The 12,709-nt window shown below is 69.4% G+C and carries 8 protein-coding genes; 6 read left to right on the plus strand and 2 right to left on the minus strand.

The window, feature by feature from the left end; translation table 11 throughout:
* Positions 1–90 precede the first annotated feature (90 nt).
* From BWO91_RS14025 to BWO91_RS14045, 5 genes are read left to right on the plus strand one after another with little or no spacing between them, the layout of a single operon-like run.
* The gene (locus BWO91_RS14025) at positions 91–1,374 is read left to right on the plus strand and encodes an ABC transporter substrate-binding protein (RefSeq protein WP_079002973.1); all 1,284 of its coding nucleotides are present in this window, start codon (positions 91–93) and stop codon (positions 1,372–1,374) included.
* Positions 1,375–1,391: 17 nt separating this feature from the next.
* Positions 1,392–2,324 (plus strand): carbohydrate ABC transporter permease, encoded by a 933-nt coding sequence (locus tag BWO91_RS14030; RefSeq protein WP_079002974.1) that lies wholly within the window; start codon positions 1,392–1,394, stop codon positions 2,322–2,324.
* Between the two features lie 19 nt (positions 2,325–2,343).
* A complete protein-coding gene (locus tag BWO91_RS14035; protein WP_079002975.1) occupies positions 2,344–3,195 on the plus strand; it encodes a carbohydrate ABC transporter permease in 852 nt (283 codons plus the stop codon).
* Complete coding sequence (locus BWO91_RS14040; protein ID WP_079002976.1) at positions 3,192–5,465, plus strand: glycoside hydrolase family 3 N-terminal domain-containing protein; 2,274 nt, start codon at positions 3,192–3,194, stop codon at positions 5,463–5,465. The genes BWO91_RS14035 and BWO91_RS14040 overlap by 4 nt, the downstream gene beginning before the upstream one ends.
* Positions 5,453–6,769, plus strand: a complete 1,317-nt coding sequence (locus tag BWO91_RS14045; RefSeq protein ID WP_240555513.1) for a glycoside hydrolase family 125 protein — start codon at positions 5,453–5,455, stop codon at positions 6,767–6,769. The genes BWO91_RS14040 and BWO91_RS14045 overlap by 13 nt, the downstream gene beginning before the upstream one ends.
* Before the next feature lie 32 nt (positions 6,770–6,801).
* Here the strand turns inward: BWO91_RS14045 and BWO91_RS14050 are convergent, their stop codons facing one another.
* Positions 6,802–7,476 carry a suppressor of fused domain protein gene (locus tag BWO91_RS14050; RefSeq protein WP_079002977.1) on the minus strand — a complete coding sequence of 225 codons (675 nt, stop codon included), beginning with the start codon at positions 7,474–7,476 and terminating at the stop codon, positions 6,802–6,804.
* Between the two features lie 158 nt (positions 7,477–7,634).
* Between BWO91_RS14050 and BWO91_RS14055 the strand changes: the two genes are divergently transcribed.
* A complete protein-coding gene (locus BWO91_RS14055; protein ID WP_167620487.1) occupies positions 7,635–9,272 on the plus strand; it encodes a PAS domain-containing sensor histidine kinase in 1,638 nt (545 codons plus the stop codon).
* 190 nt (positions 9,273–9,462) lie between these two features.
* On the opposite strand, the gene BWO91_RS14060 is transcribed toward BWO91_RS14055, so the two are convergent.
* Positions 9,463–12,681 (minus strand): glycoside hydrolase family 2 TIM barrel-domain containing protein, encoded by a 3,219-nt coding sequence (locus tag BWO91_RS14060; RefSeq protein ID WP_167620488.1) that lies wholly within the window; start codon positions 12,679–12,681, stop codon positions 9,463–9,465.
* Between the last annotated feature and the right edge of the window lie 28 nt (positions 12,682–12,709).

Here is a 12,709-nt window from a genome sequence, read left to right on the forward strand (position 1 = left end):
ACCGCACGTTGATGTGTACCGCTACACAAGCGCCACGCGGAGAACACGATCACGTCCCATCCCGACGCACCGCAGCTCTCAGGAGGTCTCATGACCGATGGCATCAGCAGACGTACGTTCCTCGGCACGGTGATCGGGGGCGGGGTGATGATCCCCCTGCTCACGGGATGCGGCCCCCTCGTTCCAGCGTCCGGCATCCCCGGGTCGATCTCGGTGCACACGCAGTTGAGCGGAGCCGTCTCGGGAGCGCAGGTCTTCTCCGACGTCGTGGCCGCCTACTCCCGAGCGACCGACCGCGCCGTCGCCCTCCTGAAGAACGGCTCCGACCTCCCCATCGTCTTCGAGACGAGCTCGCTCGCTGGCAAGGAGGCGGACATCGCCATGGTGAACCTGCAGGGACGCACGCTCTCCTGGACCCGGCTCGGCGCCACGATCCCGGTGGAGGATCTGCTGGACGACTGGGGCCTCCGCGACAAGATCATCCCGGAGGCCCTCGAGGAGTGGACCGACGAGGACGGACACCTCCGCGCGTTCCCCTTCACCCGGACCAACTGGCCGGTGTCGTTCAACACCGGCCTGCTCGCGGAGGCGGGCGTCGACGTGCCGACGACGTCCGACGAACTCATCCTCGTCGCCGACGCCCTGCGGTCGAAGGGCATCGGGCCGGTCACCGTCGGAGGATCGGACTGGAGCGGGCAGAAGCTGTTCCTGCAGATCCTGCAGGGCTTCCTCACGAAGGACGAGGCCACCCGAGCGTTCTCCACCGGCAAGCTCTCCGAGTTCCCCGGAGCCGTCGCCGGCGTCGAGCACTTCGTCGAACTGCGGGATGCCGGCGTGTTCGTCGACAACGTGCAGGGGTACACCTCCGACTCGGAACTCACGCAGTTCAACACCCGGAAGGCCGCGATCGTGCCGGCGATGTCGTCCGCCCTCGCCCTCGTCCCCGCGGAGCGTGCGGCCGAGGTGACCGTCGGCGGGTGGCCGACACCCTCGCAGGGAGGCGTCGTCGACCATCCGACCGTCATCCAGAGCTACAACGGACACGGCATCTGGATCAGCGCGAACGGCGCGGAGAAGCTCGAGCTGCTGAAGCCCTTCATCCAGAACCTCTACTCCCCCGAGGTCACGAGCGAGTTCATCCTCGGCTCCGGTCGCGACATGAACCGGATCACGGACGTCGTGAGCACCGACTTCCCCCTCGTCGCGCAGGCCTCGCAGCTCACCACCGACCAGGTGACCCCGGTCATGCTGCCCGATCTGCTCATCCCCGATGCGGTCTTCGAACCGATGATCCGGGTGACCGCGATGGCCTACGGCTCCGCGAGCGCCGACCAGATCATCGACCGGTTCGAGCAGGCCTACGACGCGGCCTGAGGGCCCGAAAGGACATCATGACCGTGCTCGAAGTCACCCCCACGACGGGACGACCCGTCTCCGCCCGACCACCTGGCGCTCGTCCGCGTCGCTCTCCGCTCCGGGAGCGCTTCCCCGGCCTCGCCCTCCCGGCGCTCGTCTGGTACGCGGTCTTCATGATCGGGCCGGTCGTCGCGATCTTCGTGATCGCCTTCCTACGCTGGCCGGGGATGCTCGAAACCCCGTCGTTCGCGGGCCTGGACAACTTCAGCGTCGTCTTCGCGGACGCCACCTTCTGGGCCGCCCTCGGCAACTCCGCCGTCCAGATCGTCGTCGGACTCCCGATCATGATCGTGCTGGCCTTCCTCCTCGCCTTCTACGTCGTCCAGAAGCCCCGTGGGCACCGCGTCCTGCGGTACATCCTGTTCATCCCCGCGCTGATCTCGGCGCCGGCGACGGCCATGGTGTTCTACGCCATGCTCAACCCGGACGGACTCGTCAACGGCCTGCTCGCGCCGCTCGGCCTGGCGGGCAACGCCTGGCTGGCCGACCCGTCGACCGCGCTCGGCGCCATCATCGCCGTGGAGCTGTGGAGCGGCATCGGCTACTCGGCCGTGCTCATCGCCGCCCGTCTCGACGGCGTCGACACGGAGATCGTGCAGGCGGCCCGCGTGGACGGCGCCTCCGACTGGCGCATCGCCTGGCGCATGTACTGGCCCATCGCCCGCGACTTCATCGGCGTGGTCACCATGCTCCAGTTCCTGTCGCTGCTGTTCAACTCGGCGCAGACGGTCCTCCTCCTCACCCAGGGCGGTCCCGGCACCTCGACCATGACGCTGTCGTACCTCATCTACAGCAAGGCGTTCGTCGAGACGGACCTCGGCTACAGCCAGGCGGTCGGTGTGGTCCTGTTCGTCCTCGGGCTGCTCGGCATGTGGCTGATCCGCCGGACCCTGCGCGCCACCCACTGATCGGATCAAGGAGACTCTCATGGCATCACGCACCGTCCTCCCCCTCCGTGATCGGTTGGGGTCCCTCACGAGCGGCACCCTCGCCTGGCTGTACGCGGCGATCCTGCTCATCCCCTTCTACTACTTCATCTCGTCGTCCTTCAAGACGAACGAGGAGATCTTCGAGTCGCCGCTGGCGCTGCCGACGTCGTGGGACCTCTCGAACTTCGCCACCGCGTTCCGGCAGGCGGACCTCGGGCTCGCGATCGCGAACTCGGCGCTCACCACGGTCAGTGCACTCGTGCTCACCCTGCTGCTCGCCCTCCCCGCGGCGTTCGCGCTCGCACGGGCGCAGGGCCGGTTCGGGAAGGTCATCGAGAACGTCTTCAACCTCGGCTTCCTGATCCCCGCCTTCGCGGCGTTGTTCCCGACGTTCCTCCTCGCCGCCGCCGTCGGGCTGTTCCACACCCGCACCTTCGTCGTGCTGCTGCTCCCGGCCACCGCGCTCCCGCTGGCGATCGTGATCCTCACCGCGTTCATGCGGACCATCCCGCGCGAACTCGAGGAGGCCGCGTCCATGGACGGCGCATCCACCCTGCAGGTCCTGCGTCAGGTGTACCTCCCGATCTGCATCCCCGGCATCGCCACGGTGCTCCTGCTGAACTTTCTGTCGTTCTGGAACGCCTACCTCTATCCGCTGATCCTCATCGGCCCCGACACCGCCCAACGCACGATCCAGGTCGCGTTGCCGACGCTCAAGGTCGACGCCGGCACCGACTACGGTGTCCTCATGGCCGGAACCCTGCTCACCCTGCTTCCGGTCTACCTCGTCTACACGGTCCTCCAGAAGCAGATGCAGAAGGCGCTGGTGTCGGGAGCGGTCAAGGGATGACGCGGTCGTCGGCCGAGCTGAGCCTGCGCGAGCGGATCGGCCAGATCAACCAGCGTCTCAAGGGGTGGGAGGCCGTCGAATGGGTCGACGGCGCCCCGCGCGTCACCGACGTGCTCCGGCGCGAGGTCGACCGGTGGGGTGGGATCGGCGCGATCTACGGCGTCCTGCGCGCCGACCCGTGGTCGCAGGTGCGCTGGGAGAACGGCGTCCCACCCGCACGGAGCGCCGAGGCCTACGCGGCGGTGCAGGAGGTCGTCCGAACCCGCGGGTCCGGCCTCCCGACGCTCTTCGTCGAGGAGGTCCCGCACGGCCTCATGGCGCTCGGCGGCACCACGCTCCCGGTGAACCTCGCACTCGGTGCCGGGATGGACGTCGACCTCGTCGAAGGCCTCGGCGCAGAGGTGGCCGCCGAGGCCCGGGCGCGAGGCACGCACGTGGCGCTCGTCTCCGGGCTCGACGTGCTGCGTGATCCGCGCTGGGGTCGTGCGGAGGAGTGCTTCAGCGAGGATCCGGCGCTGGCGGCGCTGCTCGTGGAGGCGACCGTGCGGGGCATGCAGGGGCGGAACCCGCACGGGCGGCTCGCCCACGACCGCATCGCCGTGGTCGCGAAGCACCTCGCCGGGCAGGGTGCCGGCATCGGCGGCCGGAACGGATCCGGTGCTCCGATCGGACGCCGCGAGCTCGGTGAGATCCATCTGCGGCCGGCGTACGTCGCTGCTCGGGCCGGCGTGTCCGGGTTCATGGCGGCGTACAACGACATCGACGGTGTCCCGTGCAGTGCCAACGCGGACCTCCTCACCGGGGTCCTCCGCGAGGACTGGGGATGGGAGGGCATCGTCATGGCCGACGGCACGGCGGTGGACCGGTTGCGCGACAGTACGCCCGACCCGGCGAGCGCCGCGGCACTCGCCATCACAGCGGGGGTCGATCTGAGCCTGTGGGACGAGGCCTTCACGCATGTGGAGGAGGCGGTCGAACGCGGACTTCTCGATCAGACGCTCGTGACCCGTGCCGCCGACCGGGTCCTCGCGCTGAAGTGGCGTGTCGGCCTGCTCGAGGAAGCGCAGCAGGAGCACGCCGTCACAGGTCCGGCCGAAGATCGCTCTCCGAGGGAGTTCCTCGAACTCGCGCACCGCGCGGCGGTGCAGTCCTGCGTCCTCGTGCAGGACGATGGCGTCCTCCCGCTCTCCGCGTCCGCGGTCGTCGCCGTGATCGGCCCGAACGCCGACGATCTCGAAGCCCAGCTCGGTGACTACACGCCGCCGCGGCCGGACGACGACACGCAGGCCTCCACGGTGCGATCCGCACTCGAGGCACGCCACGGTACGGGCCACGTGCGATACGCGCAGGGTGCCTCGCACCGTTCCCGCCTTCCGGGTGACGCCGCGGAGCAGATGGAGGCGGCGCTGTCCGGCGCGGACGCCGCGGTCGTCGTGTTGGGTGGGACGAGTCGACGACGCTACGACGACGAGTTCGCCGACAACGGCGCCGTCGACGGCCCCGCTCCCGACACCACCAACGGCGAGGGTGTCGACCTCTCGCGCCTCGCTTTACCCGAGTCGCAACTCGACCTCCTCCGAGCCGCTCGGGCAGCCGTCCCCGTCGTGATCGCGGTGCTGATCGACGGCCGCCCGCGCCCGCTCGAGCCACTCGTCGCGCTGGCCGACGCACTGATCGTCGCCCCGTTCCCCGGCCCGAACGGTGGTGCGGCGATCGTCGACGTCCTCGCGACCGGCGTCGGTGGCGGGTTGCTCCCGGCGACCTTCCCCTCGACCGACGGCGTGTGGCCCGTCGCGCACGACGAGCGTCGAGAGACGGCCCGCGGCTACGTCGACGCCCGCCATCCCGTGGGCGGACTGTTCGGCAGTGGCGCCTCCGCCGTGTCGGTCCGGCTGCGTCCCGTCGAAGCGACGCTCACCGCGGAGGCGCTGCGCGAGGGAGGCACGGTCACGCTGACCGCCGACCTCGTCAACGACACCGATCGGGCTGTCTCCCTGCCGGTGCCGCTCTACGGCCGCCGCCATGAGCTCGGCCTCCGTCCGCGCCGGCGCAGTGTGCTCGCGGTCGAACGGGTCGAGGTCGCTGCCCGGTCGACGGCCGCGGTCGCGTTCACCCTCGGTCTCGATGGACTCGGCTCCTGGGCGGATGGTCGTCCGGTACCCGCTCCCGCGGAGGTGGTCGCCTGGACGGCCCCGAGCCACGACCCTCCGTCCGACGCCCTCGTCGTGCGGATCACCGATGAGGAAGGAGGCACCGGGTGGGAACACTGACCGCCTTCGCACCGGACGCCCGCACCCGGGAGCTGCTCGCCGACGCCGCCGAGGCGGTGCGACGGTCGACCGACGGCCGGATCGGCGACCTGGTCGGCCGTGCGCTGCTCGCCACGCTCACCGAGACCGTCGGCGTCGATCCGGCGGGACGGGTGTTCGTCATCACGGGCGACATCCCGGCGATGTGGCTCCGCGACTCGACGACCCAGCTCACCCCGTATCTGCGGTTCGTCGAACGCAGTGGGCAATTGGCCGACCTCGTGGAGCAGGTGGTCCGCCGGCAGTTCGGGTTCATCGCCCACGACCCGTACGCGAACGCGTTCAACGACGGACCGACGGGTGCCCGCTACGATCCCGCAGACGTGTGCGAGGATCCCGAGGTCTGGGAGCAGAAGTACGAGGTCGACAGTCTCGCCTACCCGGTCACCCTCGCTCACGCGTTGTGGCGCCGGACCGGACGGACCGGATTCCTGCTCGACGCCCCGACGCCCGGCGTGCTGCGGACCATCGTCGATCAGCTCCGCGCCGAGCAACAGCACGAGACGTCTCCGTACCGGTTCGAACGGACGACCACCATCCCCACCGAGACACTGCCGCGTGGCGGCCGGGGTTCCGCGGTCGCGCACACCGGCATGACCTGGAGCGGATTCCGCCCGTCCGACGACGCGTGCACGTTCGGGTTCAACATCCCGGCCAACCTGTTCGCCGCGGAAGCGCTGCTCGCGCTCGCCGAGATCGCGACCGAGGTGCTCCAGGACATGCCATTGGCCGAGGATGCCCGCGCCCTGTCCGCCGAACTCGTCGCCGGCGTCCGGGCGCACGGGATCGTTCCCGGCCCGGACGGGGTCCCGATCTACGCCTACGAGGTCGACGGGCTCGGGGGCAGCCTCATCATGGACGACGCGAACACGCCGTCGTTGCTCTCGCTCCCCCTGATCGCACCGACCGTCCTCGATCCGGCCGTCTGGGCGACCACACGTGACGTCGTGCTGAGTCCGGCGAACCCGTACTGGTTCGAGGGCTCGGTGTTGCGCGGCGTCGGCAGTCCGCACACCCGTGATCGGCGGGTCTGGCCCATCGCACTCGCCGTCGAAGGACTGGTGGGCACCCCGGCCGACCGTCGCCGTCTGCTGCGCATGATCGCCGACACGGATGCCGGGACGGGCCGCGTGCACGAGAGCATCGACGTCGATGATCCCGCCGTCTTCTCACGCCCCTGGTTCTCCTGGGCCGAATCGATGTTCTGCGAACTCGCCCTCACCGTCGTGGACGACGAGCGATCGCGCCCGACGCGCTTCGCCTGACGCGGTTCGACTGACAAGGTTCGCCCGACGACTCAGCGGCGCTCCGGGTCGGTGATCAGCAGCGGGTTGTCCGTCGCGAGACGCTCCAGCACCTCGTCCGTCGTCGACCGCTTCGCCTCCTCGACATCGGTGTCGGTCAGCGCGACGGCCTGCCAGAAGGAGACCCGGCCGTTCGGCGTTTCGATGGGTTCGACCACCGGGTCGAGCCTGACGGCGAGGGTGGTGAGGGCACCGTCGGGGTCGTCGGTCACGCCGTTCGCGAGTCGGATGCGATCCCCCAACCACAGCTCCTGCGGTCCGCTGCGCACGTACTGCGCCAGCACGACGAGCGCACGGTACGGCCATTCAGGCGGGGTCTCCTCGGTCGGTGACCGGCGCACGCGCATGGTCAGCTCGTATCCGAAGCCACTGGTCGTCGGATCGTCGGAGTCCTTGCCCCACAGCTCCGTGAGCCCGTAGGTGACGTAGAACCAGTGGTCGGGCCCGGGGAGCGCCGAACACCCCTGCAGGGCGGACCCGAAGTGCAGGCCGGGCGAGTAGGCGACGTGGAATTCACGGGCCCCGGGGTAGTGCTGCGAGACCGCCTGCGTGACGGCGTCCCATCCCCGCTCGTCGAGGTCGTCGAGATCGGCTGGGACGGCCGCCGCGGGATCGGGCGCGGCGGGCGGCGTCGATGGCTGCTGGCGTCTGCGTCGGACGAAGCCCATGCGACGAGTGTAGGCATCGGTCACTCGGACACGCCCATCGAGGTGGACGCGCGCGCCGACTGGCCCGTCGGATGAGGCGGATCACGGGTGCCGTCCATCGGTCGCGGCGGCGATACAGTGAATTTGCTCGACACCGGGCGGGACACCTGGGAGGCCCGATGCCACGTTGGATCGAAGGCACCGAGCGCCACCCGCGGCTCGGCCTGCTGAGCCGGAGTCAGGGACCGCTGGCGCTGGGGGTCGGGATCGTCACGGCGATCGTCGGCATCACCAGTCCGGCCGTCCTCCGTGTCACCGAACTCCAACTGGCGTGGGCCGTGATGGGACTCGCGCTCGTCGCCACGCTCGTGCTTCCGTGGGAGCGGATCGCCCGCCCGTGGGTGCTCACCCTGGTCAGCGCAGACCTCGCCGTCGTGGGACTCGTGAACCATGCGGTGTCCCCCGTCCTCGGCGCCTCGATCGTACTGCTCGCCTTCCCCGTGCTCTGGCTGTCCTACAGCTTCGGACGCCTCGGCGTCGTCCTCGCTCTCGTGGGGAGCGTGCTCGTCATCTGGCTGCCCGGCCTGCTGTACGGCGAGGGCCCCGTGAGCACGCAGGACGTGAGCGAGCTCATCGCGCTCACCACGTTGCTGGTGCTGGTCATCCTCGCCGTCGGCCTGCAGTCGCAACGGTTCGAACGCGCTCAGGCGAGCGTGCGGGCCGAGGGGCAGGCGAAAGTCGAAGCCCTGGAGCAGCAGAACCGGCTGGCCGTGATGCTCCGCTCCGTGGCCGACGAGGTGAACGTCGGACTGGTCTTCTTCGACGAACACGGCGACGAGATCCTCAACAACCGACTCGCGGTGGAACTCGCGACGCTGTCCGGCTACGACGCGTCGACCGGAGGCGCCCGTCTCATCTGGGCGGCGGACGGTGTCACCCCATTGGCGGTGGAGGCCCAACCGGTCCTGCGCGTCCTCGACGGACAGGACGTCCGAGACTTCCTCTACTGGGTGGGGCCTCCCGGCAGGCAACGAGCCCTCGTCGCGAACGGTCGAACGGTCAGCGACGCGGACGGCAGGCCGAACGGGACGCTCCTGGTCGCGCAGGACGTGACCGAGCTCACCGAGGCCGTCCGGATGCGCACCGAGTCACTGACGAGCCTGAGCCACGAACTCCGGACACCGCTCACGAGTATCCTCGGGTACCTCGACATGCTCGACGACGACGCGGACGTCGCACCCCGGGTGCAGGCCCAGCTCGCCGTCATCCGCCGGAGCGCCGATCATCTCGGACGTCTGGCTGAACAGTTCCTCGCAGCGAGCGCACCCCACCTGGAGATCACCGACGAACCCGTCGACCTCAGCGCCATCGTGCTGGAGGCGGCCGACGAGCGACGACGGCTCGGCCTGCCCGACGGCGTGGAGCTGCGCACCGCTGCCGTGCCGACGCTGCAGTTCGTCGGCGATCGAGCACGTCTCCGGGAGTTGCTCGCGATCATGCTCGACAACGCGGTGACCTACACCCGCGCCGGCGAGATCTTCCTGAGCGTGCGCTCGGACGGCGTGGATGCGATCATCCGCGTCACCGACACGGGGATCGGCATCCCGGCGGACGAACTCACCCGGGTCTTCGAACGGTTCCACCGAGCCGGGAACGTGCGCGAGGAGACGATCCGCGGCTCAGGCCTCGGACTCACCATCGCCAGATCCATCGCGCAGGCGCACCGCGGCACGATCGAGGCCTTCGCCACCGGAGACCCAGGGACGACCTTCATCGTCCGCCTCCCGCTGGCCCGCCGGAACCGCTCGGCCGGCTGACACCGCCGACGAGGCGTCAGGGCGCCGGGGTCGTCGCTCTCGTCGGAGACAGCGATCAGGACCGAGGACCCATGCAAGTGCGCCGAACTCATCGCTGGCTACGTCCAGGCTGGTCGTCACGTCCGCGAAACGAGAGTCAAACCGGGAACCGGCGAGCAGCGCGTGTCCGGCGCACCCCTTGGGGGCACGGTCAGCGGAGGGGTGACCGCGCCAGTACCGCGGGGTCCTGACCCTGGCGGAGAGGAAGCAGGCTGTAGAGCACACGGTACGGGCCCTTCGCCGGTGTGTTGCTGTACTGCTCCGGGCGGGTCAGCAGGTCCCAGTTCCCGCCCTGCACCCCTTCCTGCGCTGCGTCCACGCGGACGACGGTCCGCCAGGATGCGGGCACCTCGTGCCAGTGGCGATGTCCCGCGAGCTCGTCAGGACTGTTCGGCTGGGCGTTGAGATACATGCTTCCCTCAGCCACGATCAGCACACCGCTGCCGGCGTCGTCGGTCAGCGTCGCCCAGCGGGTGTCGGCTTTGTTCCCGGTGTCCTGCGGTCGGCTGTATCTCGTGATCTGGTCCGCGACCCTCCCCGAGTATCGGCCGAAGAACGCAGAGCTGTGCCGGTCGGCGGTCGACTCCCATGGCCCCCGTCCGTACCACTCGAGGTTCGCAAGTTCGGGCCGGAGCCCGAAGGTGGTCCCGACGACCTGCGGATTGGGCGTGTCAGGCACGGGTTCGAACGTCGACAGCACGTCCACCTGGCCGTCGCCATGGATCGTGTAGACGATGGACTGCGGCGAGGTCGTGATGCGCTGGCTCGGACGGAACGGCACCGTGGTCGTGACGGTACCGTTCACGATGATGCGGACCGCGCCGGGCGTGTGGGTCGTCTCGACCGAGCTGACGGCCCAGGCCTCGCCGACACCACGCCAGGGCAGCGACGGCTCCGGGTGGGTCTCCCTGAACTCCGGGATGGACAGCTCGGGGTCGTTCGGGGCACGCCAGTAGTTCGGCATGAGGCCGCTCGCGAGCAGCTCCCGCTCGTCGTATCGCAGCGACGTCATCCGCCCCGTCGTGCGGTCGACGGTGATCGAGAAGCCGGTCCCGTGGACCTCGATCAAGCCATCGCTCTCCTGGAGTCGAGGCGCTGCTGCGTCCGACACAGCTGGCGGTTCCGGCGCAGCCCCCGGCACGGGGAGGGCGAACTGGGCTCGGGCGACGACGTGCCCTGCTGGCGCCCACCGAGTCGGTGCGTCGAGCTCGATCGAGAGCTCGAGTCGGTACTCGGCTCGGTGACGCCGCTCCGCCGGCAGTTCGCACGGCAGGGTGACCTCCGTACGCTGCGACGGCCCGATCGACAGTGCAGTGCCGATGATCGTTCCGCTGCTGACGGCTCGACCGTCCTCGGTGACCGCCCACCGCAATCGGTGCTCGTCCAGGCTCGTGAACAGGTACTCGTTCGTGATCGCGACGACCCAGCTGTCAGGATCCGGGAGCGTCATGCTCACCGGCTGATGCGCCAGCTTGGCCTCCTGCAGCTTCGGCGTCGGCGTGCGGTCGGCGAGCACCAGCCCACTCATATGGGCTCCCTCCTCATTGGGATCGTCGCCCCAGTCGCCGCCGTAGGCGAGGAACTCCTCCCCCGGCCGCCCCGGCACGTCCCACCACAGTCCCTTGTCGGCCCAGTCCCAGAGGAAGCCCCCGAGCACCTGGCCGGGGTGTTGCCGGATCGCGTTCCAGGTCTCGTCGAGATAGCCGGAGGTGTTGCCCTGGCTGAACGCGTACTCGACGAGGAGGTACGGCCTCGGGTCTCGGGTCGCTCGCTCGATCAGCTGCGGGACCGGTGGGTAGAAGTCGCCGTCGAAGTCGGAGTGGTCCGATGGGACGATCGGCGAACCGGAGCCGGTCGAATCCTGATAGCTGACCGGCCGTGACGGGTCGTAGGCCTTGGCCCAGTCGTACATGGCCCGCAGATTCGAACCGACGCCCGATTCGTTGCCGATCGACCACGCGATCACGCAGGGATGGTTCTTGTCCCGGTCGACCATGTTCCGCATGCGCCAGAGCAGTGGTGCTCGAAGCTCGGGTCGATCTCCCGGGATGTTCGGCCGTCCGTCGCCGTCGACGCGGTTGATGTGGGTCTCGTTGTTCGCCTCGTCGAAGATGTAGAGCCCGTACTCGTCGGCGAGCTCGTACCACCGGGGGTCGTTCGGGTAGTGGGAGGTGCGGACGGCGTTGATGTTGTTCCGCTTCATCAGGGTGATGTCGGCGACCATGTCGTCCAGGCTGAGGGTGCGACCGGTCCGCGGGTTCCACTCGTGTCGGTTGACGCCTCGGATCGAGAGCGGCCGGCCGTTGATCAGGAACACGCCGTCGACGATCTCGACGCGTCGGAACCCCACGCGAGTGGACACGCGATCGACGACCGAACCGTCCGTATCCACCAGTTCCACGACGAGGGTGTACAGCTCCGGGTGCTCAGCCGTCCAGAGCCGAGGCGGCCGCACGGACTCCGCCAGCGTGGCGGACACTCCCCCTTCGGACGCCTCCGATGAAACGGATGCGGCGCGCGACCAGAGCTGTGGCGCGTCGACGTCCGTCCCGTCGAACAGCGTCCCCCGCGCCTGGAGGCGCTCTCCGTGAAGCTCGCCTGAACCGTCCTGTACCTCGACGTCCAGCTCGAGTGTCGCCTCGGACCAGTCGTCCGCGAGCGGAGTCCTGACCGTGAAGTCACGGACGAACACGGACGGCCTGGAGAGCAGGTTGACACTCCGGAAGATGCCGGAGAGTCGGACGTTGTCCTGGTTCTCCAGGTAGGACCCGGTCGACCATCGGTACACCTCGACGGCGAGCACATTGGACCCGGCGTGCAGGTGCGACGTCACTTCGAACTCGCCGCGGGTGTAGCTGTCCTCGCGATAGCCGAGCGGATGACCGTTGATCCAGACGGTGTACGCCGACTCCACGCCCTCGAACTGGAGGAACGTCCGCCGACCGTCCCAGTCCGCCGGGAGTTCGAAGCTCGTCCGGTACAGTCCGACCGGGTTGTAGCGGGTCGGGGCGTGCGGGTAGTCGCCGGTCGGAAGCGGCTGCTCGTGGTGGCCGTTCGCGCCGGTCCACGGCAGCACGGTGTTGACCCCGATCGGGAAGTCGTACCCGTGCACCTGCCAGCTTACGGGGACGGGGAGGAGGTCCCAGTCCGAGTCGTCGACGTCCTCCCGCTCGAAGTCGGGCATCCGGGATGCGGGGTCCGGGGACCAGCGGAACCGCCAGTCACCGTCCAGGCTGAGCCTGAACGGCGAGGCGGAGCGGTCCGCCCGCACCGCACTCGCCAGGCTGTCGTACGTGACCAGCGTGGCATGTGCGGGTTCGGTCCCCCGCTCGTACACGGCAGGGTCGTTCCATTCGGGTGTCGCGTTCATGGTCTCCTCGGATGCGATCCGGTGTTGC

It is taken from the genome of Plantibacter flavus (assembly GCF_002024505.1).
In the GTDB taxonomy this organism is placed as follows: Bacteria; Actinomycetota; Actinomycetes; order Actinomycetales; family Microbacteriaceae; genus Plantibacter; species Plantibacter flavus_A.